This is a genomic window from Flavobacterium sp. SP2, from assembly GCF_057626655.1.
On record NZ_JBVHBT010000005.1, the window covers coordinates 68,573 to 93,158 of the forward strand.

22 protein-coding genes are annotated in these 24,586 nt (G+C 32.1%); 1 reads left to right on the forward strand and 21 read right to left on the reverse strand.

The features are described 5' to 3' along the window. Nucleotides 1–11 precede the first annotated feature (11 nt). Complete coding sequence (locus ACZ098_RS11380; RefSeq protein ID WP_487311872.1) at nucleotides 12–1,202, forward strand: hypothetical protein; 1,191 nt, start codon at nucleotides 12–14, stop codon at nucleotides 1,200–1,202. A 3-nt stretch (nucleotides 1,203–1,205) separates the two neighbouring features. Here the strand turns inward: ACZ098_RS11380 and ACZ098_RS11385 are convergent, their stop codons facing one another. From ACZ098_RS11385 to ACZ098_RS11485, 21 genes are all read right to left on the reverse strand, one after another. Beyond that, entirely contained in the window at nucleotides 1,206–1,664 is a 459-nt protein-coding gene (locus tag ACZ098_RS11385) for a hypothetical protein (RefSeq protein WP_487311873.1), read from the reverse strand. Between the two features lie 145 nt (nucleotides 1,665–1,809). After that, nucleotides 1,810–3,021, reverse strand: a complete 1,212-nt coding sequence (locus ACZ098_RS11390) for an ATP-grasp domain-containing protein (RefSeq protein WP_487311874.1) — start codon at nucleotides 3,019–3,021, stop codon at nucleotides 1,810–1,812. A 3-nt stretch (nucleotides 3,022–3,024) separates the two neighbouring features. Further along, entirely contained in the window at nucleotides 3,025–4,449 is a 1,425-nt protein-coding gene (locus tag ACZ098_RS11395; RefSeq protein ID WP_487311875.1) for a leucyl aminopeptidase family protein, read from the reverse strand. A gap of 3 nt (nucleotides 4,450–4,452) precedes the next feature. Further along, entirely contained in the window at nucleotides 4,453–5,592 is a 1,140-nt protein-coding gene (locus ACZ098_RS11400; RefSeq protein ID WP_487311876.1) for an alpha/beta hydrolase, read from the reverse strand. Nucleotides 5,593–5,724: 132 nt separating this feature from the next. Continuing rightward, a complete protein-coding gene (hisIE, locus tag ACZ098_RS11405; protein ID WP_487311877.1) occupies nucleotides 5,725–6,321 on the reverse strand; it encodes a bifunctional phosphoribosyl-AMP cyclohydrolase/phosphoribosyl-ATP diphosphatase HisIE in 597 nt (198 codons plus the stop codon). 5 nt (nucleotides 6,322–6,326) lie between these two features. Further along, nucleotides 6,327–7,082 carry an imidazole glycerol phosphate synthase subunit HisF gene (gene hisF, locus ACZ098_RS11410; RefSeq protein ID WP_487311878.1) on the reverse strand — a complete coding sequence of 252 codons (756 nt, stop codon included), beginning with the start codon at nucleotides 7,080–7,082 and terminating at the stop codon, nucleotides 6,327–6,329. A 42-nt stretch (nucleotides 7,083–7,124) separates the two neighbouring features. Continuing rightward, entirely contained in the window at nucleotides 7,125–7,850 is a 726-nt protein-coding gene (gene hisA, locus ACZ098_RS11415) for a 1-(5-phosphoribosyl)-5-[(5-phosphoribosylamino)methylideneamino]imidazole-4-carboxamide isomerase (protein WP_487311879.1), read from the reverse strand. A 48-nt stretch (nucleotides 7,851–7,898) separates the two neighbouring features. Continuing rightward, entirely contained in the window at nucleotides 7,899–8,480 is a 582-nt protein-coding gene (hisH, locus tag ACZ098_RS11420) for an imidazole glycerol phosphate synthase subunit HisH (protein WP_487311880.1), read from the reverse strand. Next, entirely contained in the window at nucleotides 8,480–9,616 is a 1,137-nt protein-coding gene (gene hisB, locus ACZ098_RS11425) for a bifunctional histidinol-phosphatase/imidazoleglycerol-phosphate dehydratase HisB (RefSeq protein WP_487311881.1), read from the reverse strand. The genes hisH and hisB overlap by 1 nt, the downstream gene beginning before the upstream one ends. Nucleotide 9,617: 1 nt before the next feature. Next, nucleotides 9,618–10,658: a histidinol-phosphate transaminase gene (gene hisC, locus ACZ098_RS11430; protein WP_487311882.1), complete on the reverse strand. Its 1,041-nt coding sequence runs from the start codon at nucleotides 10,656–10,658 to the stop codon at nucleotides 9,618–9,620. A gap of 49 nt (nucleotides 10,659–10,707) precedes the next feature. Next, a complete protein-coding gene (gene hisD, locus ACZ098_RS11435) occupies nucleotides 10,708–11,991 on the reverse strand; it encodes a histidinol dehydrogenase (RefSeq protein ID WP_487311883.1) in 1,284 nt (427 codons plus the stop codon). A 173-nt stretch (nucleotides 11,992–12,164) separates the two neighbouring features. Continuing rightward, a complete protein-coding gene (gene hisG, locus ACZ098_RS11440) occupies nucleotides 12,165–13,022 on the reverse strand; it encodes an ATP phosphoribosyltransferase (protein ID WP_487311884.1) in 858 nt (285 codons plus the stop codon). 264 nt (nucleotides 13,023–13,286) lie between these two features. After that, nucleotides 13,287–13,784 (reverse strand): DUF2231 domain-containing protein, encoded by a 498-nt coding sequence (locus ACZ098_RS11445; protein ID WP_487311885.1) that lies wholly within the window; start codon nucleotides 13,782–13,784, stop codon nucleotides 13,287–13,289. A 44-nt stretch (nucleotides 13,785–13,828) separates the two neighbouring features. After that, nucleotides 13,829–14,947, reverse strand: a complete 1,119-nt coding sequence (locus ACZ098_RS11450; RefSeq protein ID WP_487311886.1) for an efflux RND transporter periplasmic adaptor subunit — start codon at nucleotides 14,945–14,947, stop codon at nucleotides 13,829–13,831. An 11-nt stretch (nucleotides 14,948–14,958) separates the two neighbouring features. Then, nucleotides 14,959–19,296 carry a CusA/CzcA family heavy metal efflux RND transporter gene (locus tag ACZ098_RS11455; RefSeq protein WP_487311887.1) on the reverse strand — a complete coding sequence of 1,446 codons (4,338 nt, stop codon included), beginning with the start codon at nucleotides 19,294–19,296 and terminating at the stop codon, nucleotides 14,959–14,961. 73 nt (nucleotides 19,297–19,369) lie between these two features. Further along, a complete protein-coding gene (locus ACZ098_RS11460) occupies nucleotides 19,370–20,752 on the reverse strand; it encodes a sensor histidine kinase (protein ID WP_487311888.1) in 1,383 nt (460 codons plus the stop codon). Between the two features lie 18 nt (nucleotides 20,753–20,770). After that, nucleotides 20,771–21,427, reverse strand: coding sequence for a response regulator transcription factor (locus ACZ098_RS11465; RefSeq protein ID WP_487311889.1), 657 nt, complete (start codon nucleotides 21,425–21,427; stop codon nucleotides 20,771–20,773). Between the two features lie 5 nt (nucleotides 21,428–21,432). Further along, a complete protein-coding gene (locus tag ACZ098_RS11470; protein ID WP_487311890.1) occupies nucleotides 21,433–22,773 on the reverse strand; it encodes a DUF3570 domain-containing protein in 1,341 nt (446 codons plus the stop codon). Nucleotides 22,774–22,784: 11 nt separating this feature from the next. Continuing rightward, complete coding sequence (locus ACZ098_RS11475; protein WP_487311891.1) at nucleotides 22,785–22,994, reverse strand: DUF4266 domain-containing protein; 210 nt, start codon at nucleotides 22,992–22,994, stop codon at nucleotides 22,785–22,787. Further along, on the reverse strand, nucleotides 22,987–23,976 hold the full coding sequence (locus tag ACZ098_RS11480; protein ID WP_487311892.1) for an FAD:protein FMN transferase: 990 nt from the start codon (nucleotides 23,974–23,976) through the stop codon (nucleotides 22,987–22,989). The genes ACZ098_RS11475 and ACZ098_RS11480 overlap by 8 nt, the downstream gene beginning before the upstream one ends. A gap of 5 nt (nucleotides 23,977–23,981) precedes the next feature. Next, a complete protein-coding gene (locus ACZ098_RS11485; RefSeq protein WP_487311893.1) occupies nucleotides 23,982–24,416 on the reverse strand; it encodes a thioredoxin family protein in 435 nt (144 codons plus the stop codon). Nucleotides 24,417–24,586: the final 170 nt, after the last annotated feature.

Sequence of the window (24,586 nt, forward strand, 5' to 3'; positions counted from 1 at the left end):
TCTACAACCAAATGAATTCTAAATACAGAAACCTATTTAATGAAAATTTCACAGTTGAAAAGTACAATGCTTTTTTAGATGATATTACTTCAGATTTTGATTATAAAGTGACTTTTAGAATTGGTGAAACGCCATTTTTTATTCCAAAAGAATTAAAACAACAATTGGTTGAAGGTTGTAATGAGGTTATATCTTTTATAAAAGAAAACAACTTTAAGGATTTAACAAACAAAGCGTTAGAATTAAATAGAAAAGTTCCAAACGAAGACGATCAGACTACTTTTTTGTGTATCGATTTTGGAATATGTGAAGAAGATGGCCAAATAATTCCAAAGCTTATTGAAGTACAAGGATTTCCATCTTTGTATAATTTTCAATATAATTTGGCAGAAAAATTCAAAAGCCACTACCCTTTTCTATCTCATTTAACTCCTTTTTTTAACGGACTTTCTAATGAGGAGTATTTGAAAATTGTTGAAGAAGCTATTTGCAATAATCATCCTAAAGAAAATGTCGTTTTATTAGAAATTGAACCTGAAAAGCAGAATACAAAAATCGATTTTTATTATTGTAATCGTGATTTTGGTGTTCCAATAGTTTGCGTTACCGAAATTTTTGAAAAAGGAAATCAACTTTTTTATAAAAATAGTGATGGTGTTGACGTTCTTATTAAAAGAATTTACAATCGTGTAATTTTCGACGAATTGGATTTGAGAACTGATTTAGATTTAAATTTTGATTTCTCCAAAAGTTATGATGTAGAATGGGCTGGACATCCAAATTGGTTTTTCAGAATTAGTAAATTCATTCTGCCTTACTTAAAAGGAACGTATTTTATTGAAACTACATTGTTATCAGAACTTAAAGAAATTCCTGAAGATTTAGAAAATTACGTTTTAAAACCTTTATTTTCATTTTCAGGAACTGGCGTAATTTTTCATGTAAAACGTGAAGATATTGAGGCTGTTAAAGAAAAAGATTTATATATTTTACAGAAAAAAGTCAATTATCTTCCTGTAATTCAGTCGCCAGATGGCAAAGTAAAAGCTGAAGTAAGAATTTTAGCAGTTTGGAAAAAAAATGAAGAAACTCCTACTCTACTCACCAATTTAGTACGATTGAGTCGTGGCGAAATGATTGGAGTTAAATTCAATAAAGATAGAGATTGGGTTGGCGGAACTGTTGGGCTATTTGAGCAATAAATTTCAAATAAATCTTCGCTTAATTTCAACCAAGGATTTGTCAGAATATAGTAGTTCAGCACAAATCTCTTTTCGTAAAATATCCAAATCTACATAATTGAGATGCTTTGCCCAAGATGTTTCATTTAAAATCATTTTAAGATTCTGAATGGTCTTTGCAGTGTTATTGGCATTGCGCAAAAACGCTTTTCCATCGTATTCATCAGCATCTTTATGATAAAAATCTACTTCATTGGATTGAAAATCTACTTTCACAAAAAATAATTTCGAGATTTCATCATTAGGTAAAAAATCACTCCATTTAGCAAATCCGACTGTTGTATTTTGATTTTTATAATTCGCAGTTGAAATCAATCTCCATCTGCAATTGGATGCTCTTCCCCAATGGTTTGAAATTCTAAAAACGCCTTCATCATTGAAAATGTATGCGCTTCCAGATTTACTTTTGTAATTAATTTTCAAATCTTGTATCGCACTAAGATGAACTTCATTCCATATGCAGAATGTTTGATTATGAAAATTCCGCCTATTATATTTTCCAGTCATATTTGAGTTAAAATAAAAAGATTCACTCTTTGATTTTTAAAAAGTGAATCTTTTATATTTTTTAATGCAATTTTTTAAGTTTTTCTTGTTGTGCTGTGGTGGCAAAATCTGCAATCAATCGTTCTGCATAAACATCAAGTAATTCTCGAACTCTAGCATGCTTGTCACTTTGTACAATTAATCCAGCGTGATAATCTAATGGAACTCTAAAACAAACTTCGGCATCATTAAAACTTGACAAATCGGGATGTTGGAATTTGGATAAAGTAAGTACAATGCCCGCAAATTCTTTTTTGATTTTAGGTAATTTATATTTTGCATTTTTTACCAACGCATCTTCTATTGCAGCCCATTCTTTCCATAAGTTGATATCAGATGCTGCGTGAACCATTTCAGCCAAATGCGCGCCACCAACCCTTGAAGCTGTTTCTAGAAAATATATTTTACCGTCTTCTTCACATTTAATAAATTCGGCATGTGATGCTCCGTGCTTTAAGCCAAAACCTTTAATAACTTGCTCGTTGACACGTTTTATTTCTTTATCATCATCAGAATTATAAGCAACATTGGCACTACGAAAAATACCACCACCTTGAGAAATTTCCATTGGTGTTGCCAAATATTGAGAGGTTAAACTGAATAATATTTTACCTTCAAATATCAAACTGTCACAATGAAAAACTGCTCCAGGACGAAATTGTTCTAACAAATATTTGAACCGGTTATTTCCCATTTCATTGATATGAATCCACAAACTTTCTTTGTCATAAACCTTAATGATTCCAGATGCTGAAGCTTCCGATCGAGGTTTTAAAACCCATGGTGCGGCAACGGTATCTGCAAATGTATTGATATCATGATCGTTGAAAAGTGAACAAAATTGCGGATTAGAAATGCCACAGCTTTTCGCACGCATTCTCATGGCCAATTTATCTCTGAAATACCTTCCAGTAGTTTGTCCCATTCCATCAATTCTTAAATTTTCACGTAAAAAAGTTGCTTTTTCTACATCAAAATCGTCGAGTGCAACAATTGCATCAATTTTTTTATGACGCATTAAATCAGAAACTCCAGCCAATAAATCGTCCAAATTCCAATCGACATCTTGTCCCGGCATGAAAAATATTTCATCAATATATTCAAATGCCCAAGGTTTATCGCGTAACTTTTCGGACGTAATTAAATAAACACGATTTCCATGTTTTTTTAAATTGATTAAAAAATCATTTCCTTTGAAATAATTTGAAATACAAATAAAATTTTTAGTGTCCATAAGTTACAAGTTTTCAATAAAGTTAGTAATTAAATGTACTCCAAATGCAGTTGCATGTTTAGTTTTTGCAAATTCATCATCACCAAATGCTACTCCAGCAACGTCAAGATGTGCCCACGAAGAATGTTTATCGGTAAAATATTCTAAAAATTTAGCTGCCGAAATCGCTCCAGCAACTGGTTTTCCTGAATAATTTTTAACATCGGCAATCTCACTTTCAATATCGCCTTTGTAAGCATCCCAAAGTGGTAATTGCCATAATCGCTCTCCAACTTCATCGCCAGATTGCTGCAATTTTTTAGATAAATCATCATTATTTGTAAATAACGCTCCGCATTCAAAACCTAATGTCGCAACCGAACTTCCTGTTAAAGTTGCAATATCGATGATCGTTTGTGGTTTGTAATTTTTTATTAAATACGATAATCCGTCGGCTAAAATTAATCGTCCTTCGGCATCCGTATCAATAATTTCAATAGTGCTTCCGCTGTAACTATGAATAACGTCACTTGGTACGAATGATTTTGCATCAACCGAATTTTCACAGGCAGGAACAATAGCAGTAACACGATACGGTAATTTTAAATCGGCAATAAGTTGCATTGCACCAAGTACAGCGCCACCACCAGCCATGTCGCATTTCATGTGAACCATACCAGCAACTTTAATATTCAAACCACCAGTGTCAAATGTGATTCCTTTTCCAACCAATCCGATGTGTTTTTTAGCGTTGGACGGATTGTAATCCATAATTATAAATTGTGGTTCGCGTTCACTTCCTTGACCAACTGCCAGAAAAGAGTGCAAACCAATTTCTTGACATTTTTTTCTATCAAATACTTCAGTTGAAAATCCGAATTTTTTTCCAGCGTCGATTGCCCAATCGGCTAAGAATTTTGGCGTTGCAGTGTTGGAAGGCAAATCGACCAAATTATAGACTTCTAATTGTGCATTTGCAATTTTTATTCCTTTAGAAATTGAATCCTCAAAGTCAATTTTAGAGAAAATTTGTAACTCAAAATCGGGTTTATTGAATGGATGAATTTCTTTTTTCTTGAAATGTCCCAGATTATATGTTCCTAAAACAAGTCCGGATACAGATGCTTCAACCTGATTTTTATTGAATTCATTTGGAATAACTAAAACAGTATGTACACCAAATGATTCTTTATTTTTGGAAGCAACTCTTCTAAAAATAGTTTTCAAAGATTTGTAATCAGTTTCTTTTCCGAGGCCAATAAAAATATGCGTACAATCGTATTTTTCGACTAAATACTGGGTATCTTTTTTTCCGTAAAAAACTTGAGAATATACCGAAACACCATGAAATTCGATGGGTACAATATTTTTAGCAGTGGTTTCGTATACAGGAATTAATAATGTTCCTTTAAATCCGTGAAGGTCTTCTATTTTACTTGTCTTAATCATCTTTTAATTTTCTTTAGAGCTAAAAAATAGCCATTCAATTGCTTTTGGAAATTCATCACTCCAAAATCGTTCATTGTGCTTTCCTTCCATATTGATACTCAAACGAATTTTCATTTTTTCTCCAAAACCTTCTTTATTTAGTAATCGTTTTTTGAATTTTTTTACGTGGTCAATCATGGTTTCGCTTTCATCTCCGCCAGCATACAAGTAAATTCGAGTATCTTGTGGCTCATCCATATCTAAAAAAGAAAGTTTAATTTTTGGAACAACCCAAAGTGATGGCGAAAATATCATGAGTTTTCCAAAAACTTCGGGATACATTATTCCTGAAAAAATACTAACCAATCCGCCCATCGAGCTTCCTCCTATTCCGGTATTTTCTCTGTCGGATTTAGTTCGGAAATTTTCATCTACAAATGGTTTTAATGTTTCTGTTAAAAAACGAATGTACTTTTTTCCTTGTCCGTTTCCAAGAACTGTATTTCCTACATTGTATTCCTTAATGCGTTCTTTTTCGGCGTGTTCGACAGCGATAATTATGATTTTACCAATATTATATTCTGCCATAACCGCAAGTTTTTTATCAATTTCCCAATTGCCATATTGTGCATTTTCATTGAATAAATTTTGCGCATCTTGCAAGTAAAGAACTGGATAATGTTCGCTAGAATTGTCGTAATCATGAGGAAGTAATGCCCAAACTCGTCTGGTTTTGTTGAGCTGAGGAATTTCAAATTCTTCTGAAATCAATTTTACTTTCGGAAGAAAATTATTTTTAAAAGGTAGCCAGTTTTTTCGCCACTTTTCAACGTGTTCTTTTTTTACACCGTTTTTACGCTTTGAAATTCTGTTTTCGGTTCGGTTTCCGTATTTATCAATTTCAACTTCGCTCCAATCGCCGCGCGTAAATTTGTATAATATTTGATCTGAAAAAGCAAAATTTGATGGAAACTTAAAATGATACAGTCCATTTTCTATGCGTTCCATTTCAAAATTTTTGTCTTGAGTTTTCCAATCGTTAAAATTTCCAGCAATATATACCGGACGCTCATCATCTTCGTCGGTGGTGAGAATAATGTTAAGTTGTGGCTCAACTATTTTTTTAGAAATTAAACTATTATTTATGAGATTATCTTCGGTCATTTTCATTAAATCTATACACTATTGTAAAAAGTAAATATAGTTTTTTGATTTTTTATATTCAAACGAACCGACGATTTTAATTGATAATTTATTTACATTTCTAGTTCAATAGATATTTGATAAATAAAACTATTATTTTTGTCTTGATTTTAAAACATTCACAACATCATGAAGCTGAAAACCTTTGGCTTGAAGTAAAATTAAGTAGTGAAAAAGCAAATCAGCACTTTCATTTAAGAATAAATTATCGTCATTATCTTTGGCTTCAATAACTACTTCCACAGCTTCTTCGCCTACCTTTTGAATTATTTTATTAATCCCTTTTTTAAATAGCGAGGCTACATAACTTTCGTCTGATAGATTGTTTTTTCTATCGGTAATTGTAGTTTCTAATTTAGATAGAAAACCATAATTATCCCAGTTCTCTTCTGCCCAACAAGTTCCAGTTCCGTTGTGACAAGTTGGACCAAAAGGCTTTACTTGAATTAAAAAAGTATCCGAATCGCAATCTAATTTTATTGTTTGAAGTTCTAAAAAGTTACCACTTTCTTCACCTTTAGTCCAAAGACGATTCTTAGTGCGACTAAAAAAAGTTACTTTGTTGGTTTCCAAAGTTTTTAAATAGGCTTCTTCATTCATATAACCCAACATTAATACATTTTTGGTTTCGCTATCTTGAATTATTGCGGGAAGTAAATTGTCAGGAGTTTTATTGAAGTTTGGTTTCATATATTTTAGATTCTAATTGCTATATATTTGCTTTTTAAATACTGTTTTAGTTCAGGAATTTGAATTTCATTGTAATGGAAAACACTTGCTGCCAAAGCTGCATCGGCATTTCCAATATTGAAACTATCTTCAAAATGCTGCATTGTTCCTGCACCACCAGAAGCGATAATTGGAATGTTTACACTAGCTGAAAGTCGTGCTAAGGCTTCATTAGCAAATCCGTTTTTAGTTCCGTCATTGTTCATTGAAGTGAACAGAATTTCGCCTGCGCCACGAGTTGCTACTTCTTTTGCCCAATCAAATAAATCCAATTCGGTTGCTACCTTTCCTCCTACCAAATGTACTTTCCAAAAACCATCAACTTGCTTGGCATCAATGGCAACAACGACACATTGGCTTCCAAATTCTTTGGACAAATCGTTTATTAATTGCGGATTTTTTACGGCTGCTGAATTTATCGAAACTTTATCAGCACCATTTTTTAAAAGTATTTCAACATCTGAAATTGACGAAATTCCACCACCAACTGTAAAAGGTATATTAATAGTTTGTGCCACATTTCTAACCAATTCTACTAACGTTTTTCGACCTTCTTCTGTTGCCGAAATGTCTAGAAATACTAGCTCATCGGCGCCTTCATCTGAATATTTTTTGGCTAATTCTATTGGGTTTCCTGCGTCTTTTAACTCAAGAAAGTTGATGCCTTTTACGGTTCGACCCTCTTTTATATCTAAACACGGAATGATTCTTTTTGTTAACATTTTTTATTTCTCGCAAAGACGCAAAGGCGCAAAGCACTTTTACTAATTATTTAATATGTAATTTTCTAATTGTTTCAATGAAATACGATTTTCATAAATTGCTTTTCCAATAATTGTTCCTTCGCAACCTATTTCGGCTAATTTTGGAAGTTCGTCAAAGGTAGAAATTCCGCCGGAAGCGATTAGTTTTAGGTTTGGAATTTGCAATAGTATTTTTTTATACAATTCAAAACTTGGTCCTTCAAGCATTCCATCTTTGGCAATATCGGTACAAATTACGTATTGAATTCCGCTTTTTTGGTAGTTTTCAATAAACGGAATCAACTCTTCACTACTTTCTTCCAACCAACCAGAAATAGCAACTTTTTCGTTATTGGCATCGGCTCCAAGAATGATTTTATCTGATCCATATTTTGAAATCCATTCTTGGAATACAGTTGGATTTTTTACGGCAATACTTCCTCCAGTAACTTGATTGGCACCACTTTCAAAAGCAATTTTCAAATCGGAATCTGATTTTAATCCGCCACCAAAATCGATTTTGAGATTAGTTTTTGTAGCAATTTGTTCCAGAATCTTGTGATTGACAATTTTACTTGATTTTGCTCCATCTAAATCTACTAAATGTAAAAATTGAATTCCGTGTGCCTCGAATTCTTTAGCAACTTCAAGCGGATTTTCGTTGTATATTTTTTTGGTTGCGTAATCGCCTTTGGAAAGTCGGACGCATTTTCCGTCTATTATATCTATTGCTGGAATTATTCTCATTAAATTATTGATTTTTGATAAACTATTTTTGACTTTTGATCTAAAAAATTATAGTTTTAAAAAATTACTTAAAATTTGTTCTCCCATTTTACCACTTTTTTCAGGATGAAATTGTACTCCGTAAAAGTTATCTTTTTGCAATGCTGAAGAATATTCTGTTTCATAATGCGTCGTAGCAATCGTTTCTTCACATTTTGGAGCGTAAAAACTATGAACTAAATACATGTATTCTTGGTCGGGAATTTCGTTAAATATAGTTGATTTTAAATTTGCTATGGTATTCCAACCCATTTGTGGTACTTTGACTTGATTTGAAAATTTAATAACATTTACATCAAATATTCCTAAACCTTTGGTATCTCCTTCTTCGGAGTTGTTGCACATGAGTTGCATGCCAAGGCAAATACCCAAAACTGGTTGTTTTAATGTTGGAATGAGTTGGTCTAAACCACTTTCGATGAGTTTTTTCATGGCCGAACTTGCTTCTCCAACTCCAGGAAAAATGACTTTATCAGCTTCGGAAATTTCGGTTGGATTGTTGGTTAAAATCCCTTCGTAACCCAGCCTTTGTAAAGCAAATTGAATGCTCTGAATGTTTCCAGCACCGTAATTTATTATTGCAATTTTCATTATAACATTCCTTTGGTTGAGGGTAAAATCATTTTGCTTGCATCCCGTTTTACAGCCACTTTTATTGCTTTTGCAAATGCTTTAAAAATGGCTTCAATTTTGTGGTGTTCGTTCGTTCCTTCGGCTTTTATATTTAAATTGGCTTTGGCTCCATCGGTGAACGATTTGAAAAAATGGTAGAACATTTCTGTTGGCATTTCTCCAATTTTTTCTCGTTTAAAATCGGCTTCCCAAACCAACCAATTTCGACCTCCAAAATCGATGGCAACTTGCGCCAAACAATCGTCCATTGGAAGCGTGAATCCGTATCGTTCGATTCCTAATTTGTTTCCCAATGCTTTTGCAAATACTTCTCCAAGCGCGATTGCAGTGTCTTCGATGGTGTGGTGTTCGTCGACTTCTAAATCGCCAATTACCGAAATTTCCAAATCCATTTGTCCGTGACGCGCAATTTGGTCGAGCATGTGATCAAAAAAGGGCAAGCCCGTTTTTATATTGCTTTTTCCAGTTCCATCAAGGTCTAACGTGATTCCTATTTCCGTTTCATTGGTTTTTCTGTAAATGGTTTCTTTACGATTTTCTAGCTTTAGAAAGGTGTAAATTTCTTCCCAATCGTTGGTTTCTTTTGCAATATACTCGTTCAATTCTTCTCTTTTGGAGCTAATTTCGGAAACACCTAAGTTGGTATTATCGTTGATGAATATTGCTTTAGAACCCAAGTTTTTGGCTAGTTCAACATCGGTTAATCGATCTCCAATTACAAAGGAATTTTCCAAATCGAATTCTTCTGAAAAATATTCTGTCAACAGACCTGTTTTTGGTTTTCTTGTATTGGCATTTTCTGCAGGAAAAGTCTTGTCGATGAATACTTTATCAAAAATAACACCTTCATTTTCAAACGTTTTCATGATAAAATTGTGTACTGGCCAAAACGTATTTTCTGGAAAAATTTCGGTTCCCAATCCGTCTTGGTTGGTAATCATCACTAATTTAAAATTTAATTCAGTTGCAATTTTAGATAGATAATTGAGACATTTTGGATAAAACGTAACTTTTTCAAAACTGTTAATCGTTTCGTCTGATGTTTCTTGAATAATTGTACCATCGCGATCAATGAATAATATTTTTTGAGCCATTTTAAATTGTTCTTAAACTAATGATTAATTTTTCGTTTTCTTCTTTTGTACCAATTGTAATACGAAGGCAATTCTCGCATAAAACTTGATTACTTCTATTTCGAATTACGATTCCTTTTTCGATTAATTGGTCGTATCTTTTGGCTGCATCGTCAACTTTTATCAAAATAAAATTAGCATCGGTTGGATAAATTTTCTCGACATAACTAATTTTAGAAAGGGAATCAATCAATTTAGATCGTTCTGATTTTATCTTTTTTACTTGTGCTTCCAACGTACTTTGCTCCAATTTTTTCTCTGCATATTCTTGTGAAGCAATATTTACATTATATGGTGGTTTGATTTTGTTTAAAACTGATATAATTTCGGGTGAAGCATATAAAATTCCCAATCGCAATCCTGCCATGGCATAGGCTTTGGATAGTGTTTGAATAATAACCAAATTTGGATACAATTTTAAATCAGAAAGATAACTGTCGTTCTCGGAGAAGTCGATGTAGGCTTCGTCTAAAACTACAAGTCCGTTGAAGTTTTTTAAAATTTTCAATATTGCTTCATCATCAAAGGAATTTCCTGATGGATTATTTGGTGAGCACAGGAAAATTATGCGAGTATTTTCGTTTACTGCTTTTAGAATTTCATCTACATTGGGTTGAAAATCAGAAGTTAAAATTACTTCCTTATTTTCTATCGCGTTTATATTTGCCAAAACTCCATACATTCCATAAGTTGGTGGAAGTGTAATGATATTGTCTTTGTTGGGTTCGCAAAAAGCTCTGAAAAGTAAGTCTAGAACTTCGTCGCTTCCGTTTCCAATTAAAATTTGATTTTCAGAAATTTTTCTTTGTTTGAAAAGAATTGCTTTCAATTTTTTTTGCTGTGGATCTGGATAGCGATTTAATCCATTTTGAAACGGATTTTCATTCGCATCAAGATAAATCATGTTGTGTGTAAAGTCTTTAAATTCGTCCCTTGCAGAAGAATAGGGACTCATTTGTTTAACATTTTCTCTTGTTATGTTTTGAATATTAAAATCTTTCATAATTATAATTTGTTTTTCGCAAAGACGCAAAGGCGCAAAGCATTTTATATTATTTTAAATCATTTAATCGCAATGTGACTGCATTTTTATGTGCTGCTAAACCTTCGGCATCTGCCATGATTTCGATTGCATTTCCAATATTTTGAATTCCTTCTTTAGTAATTTTTTGAAACGTCATTGATTTTAAAAAACTGTCCAAGTTTACACCCGAATAATTTTTAGCGTAACCGTTTGTTGGCAGAGTATGATTGGTTCCAGAAGCATAATCGCCAGCACTTTCTGGAGTATAATTTCCAATAAAAACAGAACCTGCGTTTTCGATATTTTGAACAAAGTAATCTTCATTTTTGGCACAGATTATAAAATGTTCTGGTGCGTATTCGTTAATCAAATTTAGTGCTATTTCGTCGTTCTCTACATAAATAAGTTTAGAATTTTCAATCGCTTTTTTAGCAATATCTTTTCGTGGTAAAACTTCAATTTGAGCTGTAATTTCTTTTTCTACTTCTTCAATAATTGTTTTTGAAGTCGAAACTAGGATTACTTGGCTATCAACACCGTGTTCGGCTTGACTTAATAAATCGGAAGCTACAAAGTTGGCTTTGGAAGAGTCATCAGCAAAAACCAATAATTCACTTGGTCCAGCAGGCATGTCGATTGCAGTTCCAAATTGCGTTGCATATTGTTTGGCAACCGTAACAAATTGATTTCCTGGACCGAAAATTTTGTATACTTTAGGAATCGTTGCTGTACCAAAAGTCATTGCCGCAACGGCTTGAATTCCGCCAACTTTGTATATTTTAGTTACTCCACAAAGGTTGGCTGCGTAAATAATTGCGGGATTTATTTTTCCGCTTTTGTTGGTTGGTGAACACAAAATAATTTCGTTACAACCAGCAATTTTGGCTGGAATTGCCAACATTAAAACCGTAGAAAATAATGGAGCTGTTCCGCCAGGAATGTACAATCCTACTTTGTTGATTGCACGTTTTACTTGCCAACAAAAAACTCCTGCGGTAGTTTCTACTTCTATTTTTGATGATTTTTGAGCAACGTGAAATTTTTCAATATTGGATTTTGCCAATTGGATTGCGGCTTTCAATTCGGTAGAAACTAACTCATTTGCTTCAGCAATTTCTTCACTAGAAACTAATAAATTATCAACTGAAATTCCGTCGAAAAGTGAGGAATATTTTGCTACAGCAACATCGCCTTTAGTTTGAACTTCTTTAAAAATCTGTTTGACCGTAGCTTCGATGGCTTCGAATGTTTGCGTTGGTCTTTTTAAAATTTCTGACCACGTTGCTGGTTTTGGGCTTATTATTTTTTTCATTTTTATTTTTATTTTTTGCTTCAAAAAAGCTACGACTTCATGTTTTTATTTTGATTAACCATTAGTAAAAATTAAGTTCATTTAGGTTTTATTCTCGCAAAGACGCAAAGTCGTAAAGTTTTTTCAATTCTAAATAACTAAGTTATTGTATAATTATTTGGTACTTTTTCTTTTTAAAGAACCATTTTTTCAATTGGACAAACCAAAATTCCTTCTGCGCCAGCGTTTTTTAACTGATCGATAACTTCCCAAAAAGTATCTTCTTCAATAACAGAATGAACGCTACTCCAACCTTCTTCAGCCAATGGCATTACGGTTAAACTTTTTAAAACTGGCAATATTTTACTAATTTCATCAATCTTATCATTTGGAATATTCATCAAAATATACTTGGATTTTCTAGCTTTTAGAACCGACTGAATTCGGAATAGAAGTTTGTTTAATATAACTTGAGTTTCAGCTGAAATTGACGGCGAAACGGCTAAAACAGCTTCACTTTTGGTAATTACTTCAACCTCTTTCAAATTATTTTTGAATAAAGTACTTCCGCTAGAAACAATATCTACAATGGCATCTGATAAACCAATGTTTGGAGCTATTTCTACCGATCCCGAAATTTGGTGTAAATCGACAGTTACATTTTTAGATTTGAAATAATCAAGAACTGTATTTGGATAGGAAGTTGCAATGCGCAAACCTTCTAAATCTTGAATAGAATTGTACTCAAATGTTTTGGGAACGGCAACCGATACTTTACATTTAGAAAATCCTAGTTTCTCTATAACTTGTATATTTTTGCCTTTTTCAACTAATAGATTATCTCCCAGAATGGCAACATCTACGACTCCATCAAGTAGGTATTGTGGAATATCCGAATTTCTTAGAAATAAAACTTCTAGCGGAAAATTTGTCGCTTCGGCCTTTAATTGATCGTTTCCATTGTTGATAGAAATTCCGCAATCCTTCAGAATTTGAATGCTATCTTCGTTTAAACGACCCGATTTTTGAATTGCAATTTTTAGTGTACTCATTTTTTTGTTTGAATTAAATTATTTTGATTGAGTACAACTTGAGTAGAAATAAAAAACCCGTTTGATGTACTCAAACGGGTTTTAGAATATCGTGATTTATACACATACCATTAACACATCGCCTGAGAGCAATTATGAAAATGATGATGATGTACTTTATTTAAAAACATTTTTTGTTGTATTTTCTTCTGCAAATTTAAAGGTAAATAAAATTACAAACCAAATTATTTGCAAAATTTATGAGAAATTATGTTTTGTTTAACGCTAATCTTCGTGTTCTGCTTCTGCCGATTTTCCTATCTCACCTTGGTTTAGTTCTGCATTTGCTCTAATTTCGGTATGACGAATTTCACCTCCAGAAGTTCCTGTTTGTTGTGCAAGAAAAACTCCAATAGCAGCAATTACAAGTACGATGTATGAAACTAAATTTGCTTTAGCATGCTTTTTAAAATTTAAATACAAACCAACAATTGATGCCGCAGCTAAAACATATAAAACAAGTGCTAATTTTTCTGCAATTTCTTCGTGTTCATGAATGATATGTTTTCCGATATTTGGAAAATCTTCTACAATTTCTTCAGCACCTTCACCGGTATTCATTGATAAAAAGCCAAAAATTGCAGCAACTATAAAAAGACTGTAAGCTGTATTTTTGAGAATATTATTTTTAAAAAATAATCCAGCTAATAAAATACCTAATCCAAAAATTGTCCCAATAATTGGAAAATGGTTTACTACCATGTGTAAATGTGCGTCGTTCATCTTGTTTATTTTAAGTTGTTTTATAATTTATTTAGTGTTTTAATTTAATTGATCAGGTCAAAAGCACCTTTTGCTAAAATTTTAGTCTTATCATTTATAAGGTTATTCGCTGTAATTTCGACAAATTTTTCGTTACTATTTCCTTTTTTGACAAGTATTTTTTGAAATTTGTAACTGTTTTGAGTTTGATTAATTAATAAAAGTACAAAACTTTTTCCTTCTTGATCAATTATTGATTCTGTTGGAACTGAAAGTGCCTTTTTAGAATTAGTAACTATTTCGGCCTCGACGAACATTCCTGTAAGTAGTTTTTGTTTTACAGATTCATCCAAATGACCATGAACATTAATGGTTCTGTCATTTCCTTCAATCGATTTTCCAACCAAATGTACTTCAGCATTAAAAATTTCTTTAGACGCTTGAGGGACTTTAAAATTTATCTTTTGACCTTCTTTTACTTGCAAAATGTCTTTTTCAAAAACGTTTAGCTCTAAGTGTAAATGATCGGTTTGAACAATTTCTAAAATTACATCTGATGGCGAAGCAAACATTCCAACATTAGCGTTCATCACAACAATATCGCCCGAAATTGGAGAAAATAGCGTGATTATTGATGTTATTTTTCCTTTTTCAACTTGTGCTGGATTGATGTTGAGTAGCATCAATTTAGATTTTAAACTTTGATACATTGCCTTTGTTTTTCGATACTCACTCTCGGCTTTTAAGTAATTTTTTTGGGATGTTATTTTCTCGTCATACAACGTTTTTTGTCGGTCGTATTCTGATTTTAAATAATTTATTTGTTCGGCAACTTCCAAATAATCCTTTTGAATGTCTATAAATTCAGTACTTTCTAAAGTTAATAATGCTTGACCTTTAGTTACTTTGTCGCCAACCAATAGTTTAGTAGCCTTTACATAACCGCCAATAAATGTTGTAATTTTGGCCCTGTTTTGTGGTGGCACATCAATTTTTCCAGAAGTTTTGATGCTTACATCAAATGTTTGCTCTGTTGGAACGGTTAGTTCCATTTCTAGTGATTGAAATTGAGCCGCAGTTGCATTAATATATCCGTCTTCTATTTCTACAGGAGTTTCTGTTTTCGCCTCCTTACAGGAAAAAACTAAAAATGACAAACTCAGAATATATAATAATTGTTTCATAAAAATCTTGTTTAGTATATCAGATAGTGTAATTGATAAAGAGTTTGGTTGTATAAAAAGACATTCTCAAGGTAGTCGACTTCAATTGAAGTTGCATTTTCTAAACTTGTAATGTATTGAAAGAAATCAATTTCGCCTTGTTTGTAACTCCTATCGGCTACTTTTAAAATTTCTTTAGCCAATTTTTCTCCATACTGTTTATAATATTGAATGGATTCATTGTGCTTAGCTAATTCTTCTTTTTTTTGATTGCAAAATTTTTCAATTTTTATAGATTCATTCGCTTTTTGTTCTTCCCAAGATTGACTTTCTAGTTGCGCCACTCTAATTTTTGATTTGATTCCCGAAAATAATAGTGGAACTGAAACTCCAACTTGAAATCCGTATAAGGATTGCGATAATCCATTATTTTTTCCTTGAAAATATTCGAGATTAATATCGGGTAAATAGTGCTGTTTTTGTAATTTATTATTTAAATAATTATATTTTGTAATTGATTCAAAATAAGGAGTATATATTGAATTATTTGAATTGACTTCTAAATCATTGTTTGGTTCTAAATTATCTAAATTAATCACTAAATCTTCATCAGACTGAACTAAAGATTGTAACAATTGAAGCGTGGCTTTTTTATTTTTGTCAATTTGTGTCAGTCGCGTTCTTATTTGCCTAAACTTACTTTGCGCTGTAATTTTTTCTAAATAATTGGTTTCTCCTAATTCAAATCGTCTGTCGCTTGCTTTCGAAAAATTTTGATACAAACTATCCAAATATTTAAAAAGTTTTTCTTGATTGTTGTAGTACACTATCTCATTGTAAGCTAATGCTACCTCGCCAGAAATCTTATTTTTGTTGATCTCATGAAGTGCTTTTTCTTTTTCATATTCCGATTGGTTTAGGTTTTTCTGCGCACCATAAACAGTTGGAAATAAAAATTTTTGTTGGATACCAAAAACTTTCAAAGGTTGATTATTTAGTGCCAAATTATTCTGATCGTAACTGTAATAAATAGTTGTTTTTTCAAAATTATAAGCGCTAGAAATAGCTGCTTTGGCTTTGTCTATTTGTAACTGACTTGATTTTAGTGATTTGTTTTTTTCTAAACTTTTGGAAATTAGTGTTTCTAATTCGATATTTTTATTTTGTGCAACTCCTAAAGTTGTGAAGAAAAAAAGTAAAATGATATAAGTTGATTGGTTTGAATGCTTTTTAAATTTTGGTTTTTTAAATTCTTTTTGATCAAAAACTTTAAACAAAATTGGAAGTACAATCATGGTTAAAATAGTTGCGGTAAACAATCCACCTATAACAACGGTTGCTAATGGTCGTTGTACTTCGGCTCCGGCAGATGATGAAATTGCCATAGGTAAGAATCCTAAGGCTGCGGCTGCGGCAGTTAATAGCACTGGTCGTAATCTATCGATTGTTCCTTTTAAAATAAGTGCATTCATATCCTTCATTCCTTCGTGTTTGAGTTCTTTAAAATGTTCAATTAATACAATTCCGTTTAAAACTGCAATTCCGAAAAGTGCAATAAATCCTACTCCTGCCGAAATACTAAAAGGTAAATCGCGAATCCATAGAAACAAAATTCCTCCAACGGCCGATAAAGGAATGGCGGAATAAACCATTAATGCTTCTTTTACCGATCCAAAAGCAAAGTATAAAAGTATAAAAATTAGGAATAATGCAATTGGTACTGCAATTAACAATCGCACTTTTGCACTTAGTAGATTTTCAAATTGACCGCCGTAAGTAACATAATATCCAGCAGGTATATTAACTTTAGCGGCTACAATTTTTTGCACATCATCCACAACACTTTGCAAATCTCTGTTCCTAACATTAATTCCAACAACAATTCTTCTACGAGTATTGTCACGAGAAATTTTTGCCGGACCTTGCGTATATTCGATAGTTGCTAACTCTTGTAACGGAATTTGCTCGCCGCTAGGAGTAGCAACATAAAGATTTCTAATGTCTTCAATATCTTGTCGATTGGTTATGTCTAATCGAATAACCATATCAAATCGTTTTTCGCCTTCAAAAACAGTTCCAACAGTTTTGCCAGCAAATCCGAGTGTAATTAATTCGTTTAAATCGGAAATATTCAAGCCATATCTAGCAATCTTGTCGCGATTATAAACAACGCTCATCTGTGGTAATCCTTCAGTTTTTTCTATAATAATATCTGAAGCACCTTCAACATTGCTAATTGCGTGTTTTATTTGTGTTGCTTTTTGGGCTAGAACATCCAAATCTTCACCAAAAACTTTTACAGCAACATCGGATCTAGTTCCTGAAATTAATTCATTAAAACGCATTTCTATAGGTTGTGTAAACTCGATTTCCATATTTGGAATTTGATTTTCTACAGCCTCTTTAATTTTATCAGCAAGCTCATCTTTTGATGTTGCAGAAACCCATTCTGATTTTGGTTTTAATTTTACAATGATATCCGATTCTTCCATGCTCATTGGATCGGTAGGAACTTCTGCAGCTCCAATTCTACTAACTACTTGTTGTACTTCTGGAAACTTTTTCAAAATAATTTTTTCGATTTTGGTAGTAGTTTCAATAGTTTTAGTGAGTGACGTTCCAGTTTTTAAAACAGGTTGAATAACAAAATCGCCTTCGTCTAACGTTGGGATAAATTCACCGCCCATGGTTGTAAACAAGATTACAGAAAATAGTAGTAATGATAAAGCTCCATACAATACTTTTTTGGAATTATTTAATGCCCAAGATATTATGGGACGATACCATGAATTGAGTTTGTTTATTAATCGGTTGGAAAATGAATTAGGATTTTCTTGTTTGGGTTTTAAAAACAAAGAAGAAATTACAGGAACATAGGTAAAACATAGTAGCATTGCTCCTACTAAAGCAAAACTGAAAGTCATCGCCATAGGCCTAAACATTTTTCCTTCAACTCCTTGTAAAGACAATATTGGAATGAAAACTATTAAAATAATCAATTGTCCAAAAACTGCCGAGTTCATCATTTTAGATGCGCTCTTATAAGTGATTTCGTCTATTTGAATTTGTTGCTCTTCTTTCGATAAATGTGCTAAATGTTTGGATTTGTGTGCAATTTGAAAAGCTATAAATTCAACAATAATTACCGCACCATCTATAATTATTCCAAAATCGATGGCACCTAAACTCATCAAATTGGCATCAATATTGAAAATATTCATAAATGAAATTGCAAAAAGTAAGCATAACGGAATTACCGATGCTACTACCAATCCTGAACGCCAATTTCCTAAAAGTAAAACCACTACAAAAATTACAATTAAGCAACCTAAAACAAGATTTTCAGCCACAGTAAAAGTGGTTTTTGCAACCAATTCACTTCGTTCTAGAAACGGATTAATATAAACACCTTGAGGTAGCGTCTTTTGAATTTCGGCAACTCGTGCTTTAACATCGTGTATAACTTGTTTTGAGTTTCCGCCTTTCAACATCATCACTTGTCCAAGCACTTTTTCACCTTCACCATTTCCCGTAATTGCACCAAATCGATTAGCTGCACCAAATCGAACTTGAGCAACATCTTTTATGAAAATAGGCAGTCCGTTATTGTTTTTTATGACAATATTCTCAATATCATCAATAGATTTTACCTTTCCTTCGCCACGAATAAAATAGCTTTGATTTACTTTTTCAATATAAGCGCCACCGGCAATACTATTGTTTTTTTCTAAAGATGTAAAAACATCGGTGGTCGTAATATTCATGCTTTTTAAATTTGCACTGTTTATTGCAATTTCATATTGTTTGAGATAACCACCCCAAGTATTAATCTCTACAACGCCTTTAATTCCAGACAATTGACGTTTAACCACCCAATCTTGTAAAGTTCGTAAATCGGTTACAGAATATTGATTTTTATAAGCAGGTTTTACATCTATTATGTACTGGTAAATTTCGCCAAGTCCGGTTGTAATTGGTCCCATTTCTGGAGTACCAAATCCTTGAGGAATTTTTTCAGAGGCGGTTTTAATTTTTTCAGCTATTAATTGTCGTGGTAAATAAGTCCCTAAATCATCTTCAAAAACAATCGTTACCACAGATAATCCGAATTTTGAGATGGATCGGATTTCTTTTACACCAGGTAAATTGGCCATTTCAATTTCTACAGGATAAGTAATATATTGTTCGATATCTTGTGTAGATAAATTTCTCGAAGTAGTAATTACTTGTACTTGATTATTGGTTACGTCAGGAACCGCTCCAATAGCGATTTGAGTTAAAGAAAATAATCCGAAACAAAATACCCCTAAGGTAAAAAGTAAAACTATGAGTTTGTTTTTAAGACTAAAAGCTATTATTTTTTCTAACATTTATTTACATTTTTAATAAATCAAAGGTAGAATATTAAATAATACTAAAACTTAGGAAGTTCTTAATATAGCATTAAGGTATGCTTAATTTTATGGATGTTCCAACGTTTATTTCACTAGAAAGTTCAATTTTTATGGACAAAATATCGCTTAAACGCTTCACTATTGATAAACCTAAACCTATACCTTTAATATCGGTACATTCAATAGAATTCGAAGTTCTATAAAAAGAATCAAATACTTTTTCGATATCCGATTGTTCAATTCCTATTCCATTATCTTTAATTTCTAGAACAGTATTTTGATTTTCTTTAAAAATAGAAATAGTTACTTCGCCATTTTTAGTAGAATATTTAATGGCATTTGAAATTAAATTATTGATGATAATGGTTAACAAATGAATATCTGAATTTATAAAAAAGTCATTTGTATAGTGTTTTTCAACTGTAACAGAATTTGCATTGGCTTTTTGCTGAAATCTGTTTACAACATCATCCAAAATTGGATTCAAATTAAATGATTCAATTTTAAGAGATTTTTTTTGATTTTCAAACCGAGTTAGCAATAATAATTGATCGACTAAATCATTTATCCGATTGACTTCAGCAATGCAAAAGTTAATTTTGTCATGGTATTCTTGAGTATCTCTTGGCTTACGAATAAGTACTTCTAATGTTCCTTTAATAACTGCCAATGGAGTTCTTAACTCGTGTGAAGCATCTGAGGTAAACTGTTTTTCGCGTTCGATTGTATTTTCTAATCGGTCTAAAAGGTTGTTGATGGTTTGTGAAACTACATAAAGTTCATCTTTATTTTGCGGAAGCGTTATCCTGTCGCTCAGATTGTCTTTAGTGATTTTATTAGATGTTTCAATAATTGAATTGATTGGTTTTATGCTTCTACCTGCGATGATTCGTGCTATTAAAAATAGTGTTAGCAATACTAAAGGATAAGAAACTACAATTATTTTTTGAAGATTATTCAAGACCATTGTAGAATCTTCCAACGACATTGCAATTATTAAATATCCAACTGCTTTAGTGTTATGATACAAAGGAACTTGTATTTGACGTATAGCATTATTTTGCAATTTAGTGTCAAAGAGTTGGTTGTCATGAGCATTACTGCTAAAAGTTAAATAGTTGCTTTTTAAGTTTGGAGATTTTTCAACAACCTTATTATTTAAATCAACAAATTGAATAAAAACTGGATTAACATCTAAAGAATTATGTTCTCTTTCTTTCCATTCTTCTTTGTCAATTAAAACTATTTTACCATTTTCTACATTAATTTCAGATAAATGGCGCTCAACTTCAACACTAATATCTTTATTAATATGATCATAAACGCTAAATTTCACCATTATATAAATAGCAAAAAAAACCACAAAAACTAATAGTGCAGTTGTAACGATATAATTAAAAGCGATTCTGTTTTTGAATGAAAATGAAAACATTGCCTTGTTTTTTAGGGTCTAAATATCATTTGCAATATAGCCAACTCCGCGAATAGTCTTAATGCTTTCGTCTTCTTTGCTAATGTTTAACTTTTTTCGAATGGCATTCATAAAAACATCAATGACACCTGTATCGTAATCGAAATGAATATCCCAAACGTCTTCAATAATTTGAGTTCGAGTACATACTTTACCCTTGTTTTTAATTAAGTATTCTAAGAGTTGAAACTCTTTTTGTGTAAGTACAACTAGTATATTGTCACTAAAAACTTCGTGCTTTAACAAATCAATTTTGATTTTTCCTAAAGTCAAGAATTCAGTACTTCTGAAATGAATTTTTATCCGTTCTAAAAGTTCTTCAAAGCTGAAAGGCTTTTTGATGTAATCATTAGCACCTGATTTTAGACCTTCAATTGTTTCTTGAATAGTATCTTTTGCAGTTAAAAATAGTATTGGTGTAGTTTTATCTTTTAGTCGAATGTTTCTACATACATCAATTCCTTGCATTTTAGGAAGCATCCAATCTAGTAAAATCAAGTCTATTTTTTCGGTCAATGCCATTTCAAGACCTTGCTTTCCATCTTTTGCAACAAGTACTGAAAAATTCTCTTCTTCAAGACCTTGTTGCAAAAAATTAGAAATTCCTAATTCGTCTTCAACAATTAAAATAGTCATACAATTTACATTACAAATTTAAATCCTACCGTAACAATATTTGCATTTAAAGTATCACTACGCTGGTAATTGTTGTATCTAAAATCGATATTTTTTAGTCCAAACTTCCAAATTCTTGCTTTGGTAAAAATATCGGTATAGGAAACTCCAAATCCATATTGGTTGCTATTGAATGAAGACAAATCGTAATCGGATGTATAATATTGCTCGGTTGACAGATGTTGTTCATAAGGTGCAAAATATTTAGATTCGGTTTGTGTATAATAACGATACATTGGGAAAACCGTGAATTTTTCGTTGATTTTTATAGGTAATTCCACACTAGCAGTATGAGAAGTAATTCCCCAATCATCTGAATAATAACGATAATAGGTTCTTAATTTGAATGTTTCATTTATGTAATAATTCACTCTTGCACCAAAGGGAATTTTGAACCGTGTACTTGGTAATTTTTCGATAGCATCTGCCAATTGAAATACTCCAGAATTTTGCTCTGAGGTATAATTAGCGATAAATTGAGGTTGACCTACATAATAATTTGGCTTGTCGGCAAAGTAAATTCTGTGATAAGGTGTAGATAACAATCCTTCTTGACTTAATACATCTAGAAATACAGAAAACTGCAATTTTTTGCTCAAAATTTGAGAAAATCCAAATGATAACGAATAGGAATTTCTATTGGTAGCAGAAAATTCATTAAATCCGGAATTAGAATATCCTAAAGTTGAAACGCCATTTTCGTCATAAACCGTTCTTCCAAGGTTATTACCTAATTCATAGGGATAAATTGGTCTCCATTGATCTAAATATACATTACCTTTTAGACTTAATTCGGTATTTTTTTTGTTGAATAGTTTTGCAATTCCACCGCCAAATCCTATTGAAGTATAATCATATTCGTTAGAAAATGATACATCGGCATTCCAAATAAAATTTCTACTATCAGAACTGTGACTGTAATTTCCAACTAAACTAACTAATTGATCAGATTCTGAAGCTCCAGACGATGATGACCAAGGTGTTGGATTGGTCGTGTCAAATGGATTTATATTACTAGATGAGGCAGATGTATAGGAAGAAACGCCAGTATCAATGGTCAATACATCATCTGCATTCATCGGAATTGCTACGACAATATTGGATGCGACATCAGTTAGATTTTCAGTTCCACTTCCACCAGAAACTGCAGAGTGGATTCCATCTTGCTTATAGTAACTTAGTAAAAAATCAACCTCAGTTGATTCTAAAACTCTTTTTTTGAAAGTTACTGTGGTATCTTTGGGTTTTTCTTGCGCAAATCCTATTAGAGAACATACAGATGCTAAGGCTATTAAATATTTTTTCATTTTTTTTATTATTAATTACAGCCGCAACCACCACCTGTTTTTCCTCCGTTTGCTCCAGCTGCAGCTTCACGATATACTTGAAAAGTAACTTCGTAGCGTTCTGAAGTTTTGGCAGCGAGTTTCATTTCAGGATCGTTAATTAATTCTTTTTCATACTCTTTAACCGCTACACAAGAGTTTAATGTTAAAACGATTATAACTAAAAGCGCTATCTTATTCATTTGAAAATTGTTTTAAGTCTATATTTTTTGAGGTGTATATTTTTCCGTTTTCGTCGACCATAATGCATCCAATTCCTGGCAATTGGTTAACTAAATCCATACCGACGTCGTTTCCTAGTACAAATACTCCTGTGGCAAGTGCATCGGCAAGTTCGGTAGTTTTAGCGAAAATTGTTACGCTTACCAATCCTGTTGCTGGATAACCAGTTCGGGTATCAATGATGTGCGAATATCTCTTTCCATTAAAAGTTACATATTTTTCATAACTTCCAGAAGTTTCTACTGCTGTATCTTCAATTGGAAAGGTTGCAAAAATTTTGTTTTTATTGACAGGATTTTTGATTCCAACTTTCCATTGTTGGCCGTTAGGTTGTTTTCCCCAAGTGCTAATATCACCAGAGACATTTATAAGCCCAGAACTAACGCCTTTAGATTTCAATAGTTCTTTTACTTTATCGGCAATGTAGCCTTGACCTATTCCACCCAAACCCAGTTTCATTCCTTCTAATCTTAAAAAAACCGTTTGATTGACCTTATCTAAAACTATATTTTTATAACCTACTTTCTCAACAGATTTCTTTATGGCTTCGGCGGTTGGCATTTCTTTCATTGTTCCGTCAAATTTCCAAATTTTATCCATTGATGCGTAGCTAATATCAAAAGCGCCATCAGTTAGTATTGAAATCTTAATTGAACGCTCAATTAATTCGAATAACTCTGATGAAACTTTTATTGGTTTGATACCAGCATTTCTATTAATCTCAGATATTGGTGTTGTTGGAATCCAATCGGATATTAAATTTTCAATTCTTTTTACTTCAGCTATACCTAAATCGATATTTTTATTAACTTCAATAGTATCTTTTCCTACCAAAATAATTTCAAAAGGACTTCCTAGTAAGTACAAATTTCGTTTGTGCGTTACTTGTGCATGAGCAAAAAATGCAAAGAAATAAAGAAGTAAAAAAAATCTTATTTTCATCAGTTTTATTTTTCAAATCCTTTTAAAACTTTAATGTATTCGCTTGGTGAAATGTTTTGATAACCAGTCATACCTAGCGCCTTTCCATTTCCATCTAAAACTACTACCAAAGGATAATTACCGTTTTGATTGTATTTTTCAGCCAAGGCATCATTTTGCTTTTTTAGTGCTTCTGGCAATTGGTTGGCTTTCTTCTTAGGGAAATCTGCTTTGTACAAAACATAATTTGTTGCAGAATAGGTTTTAAATTCTTCTGATTGCCAAATGTTTTTATCTAATTTAATGCATGGTGCGCACCAATCTGAACCCGAAAATACTAAGATAAGTTTTTTGTTGGAAGCCTTTGCTTCTGCCTTTGCTTCTTCAAAATTAGATTTCCAATTTTGAGAAAATGTTGTTACTGAAATTAGTACAACAAGTAATGTGATGATCTTTTTCATGAGATTTAAATTATTAGTTCAAAATTATAACTAATTAACGTAATAAATTACCCAAACTTATTAAGATTTTTAGACTTAAGCTAATCTTAATTTTTCAAGCAGATTTATGGCTTTTTTAGTTCACTATTAGTAAATTAAGGTAATCTTAATTTAATTTTATTTACGAAAAA

Coding starts and splice junctions, on each gene's coding strand:
- hisB (WP_487311881.1), bottom strand. CDS start 9,616: ATGGCTCAAAAAATATTATTCATTGATCGCGATGGTACAATTATTCAA.
- hisA (WP_487311879.1), bottom strand. CDS start 7,850: ATGAGAATAATTCCAGCAATAGATATAATAGACGGAAAATGCGTCCGA.
- hisD (WP_487311883.1), bottom strand. CDS start 11,991: ATGAAAAAAATAATAAGCCCAAAACCAGCAACGTGGTCAGAAATTTTA.
- ACZ098_RS11450 (WP_487311886.1), bottom strand. CDS start 14,947: ATGAAACAATTATTATATATTCTGAGTTTGTCATTTTTAGTTTTTTCC.
- hisF (WP_487311878.1), bottom strand. CDS start 7,082: ATGTTAACAAAAAGAATCATTCCGTGTTTAGATATAAAAGAGGGTCGA.
- ACZ098_RS11480 (WP_487311892.1), bottom strand. CDS start 23,976: ATGAAAATAAGATTTTTTTTACTTCTTTATTTCTTTGCATTTTTTGCT.
- ACZ098_RS11485 (WP_487311893.1), bottom strand. CDS start 24,416: ATGAAAAAGATCATCACATTACTTGTTGTACTAATTTCAGTAACAACA.
- ACZ098_RS11400 (WP_487311876.1), bottom strand. CDS start 5,592: ATGACCGAAGATAATCTCATAAATAATAGTTTAATTTCTAAAAAAATA.
- ACZ098_RS11395 (WP_487311875.1), bottom strand. CDS start 4,449: ATGATTAAGACAAGTAAAATAGAAGACCTTCACGGATTTAAAGGAACA.
- ACZ098_RS11455 (WP_487311887.1), bottom strand. CDS start 19,296: ATGTTAGAAAAAATAATAGCTTTTAGTCTTAAAAACAAACTCATAGTT.
- hisC (WP_487311882.1), bottom strand. CDS start 10,658: ATGAAAGATTTTAATATTCAAAACATAACAAGAGAAAATGTTAAACAA.
- ACZ098_RS11445 (WP_487311885.1), bottom strand. CDS start 13,784: ATGAACGACGCACATTTACACATGGTAGTAAACCATTTTCCAATTATT.
- hisG (WP_487311884.1), bottom strand. CDS start 13,022: ATGAGTACACTAAAAATTGCAATTCAAAAATCGGGTCGTTTAAACGAA.
- ACZ098_RS11475 (WP_487311891.1), bottom strand. CDS start 22,994: ATGAATAAGATAGCGCTTTTAGTTATAATCGTTTTAACATTAAACTCT.
- hisIE (WP_487311877.1), bottom strand. CDS start 6,321: ATGAAACCAAACTTCAATAAAACTCCTGACAATTTACTTCCCGCAATA.
- ACZ098_RS11390 (WP_487311874.1), bottom strand. CDS start 3,021: ATGGACACTAAAAATTTTATTTGTATTTCAAATTATTTCAAAGGAAAT.
- ACZ098_RS11460 (WP_487311888.1), bottom strand. CDS start 20,752: ATGTTTTCATTTTCATTCAAAAACAGAATCGCTTTTAATTATATCGTT.
- ACZ098_RS11380 (WP_487311872.1), top strand. CDS start 12: ATGAATTCTAAATACAGAAACCTATTTAATGAAAATTTCACAGTTGAA.
- ACZ098_RS11470 (WP_487311890.1), bottom strand. CDS start 22,773: ATGAAAAAATATTTAATAGCCTTAGCATCTGTATGTTCTCTAATAGGA.
- hisH (WP_487311880.1), bottom strand. CDS start 8,480: ATGAAAATTGCAATAATAAATTACGGTGCTGGAAACATTCAGAGCATT.
- ACZ098_RS11465 (WP_487311889.1), bottom strand. CDS start 21,427: ATGACTATTTTAATTGTTGAAGACGAATTAGGAATTTCTAATTTTTTG.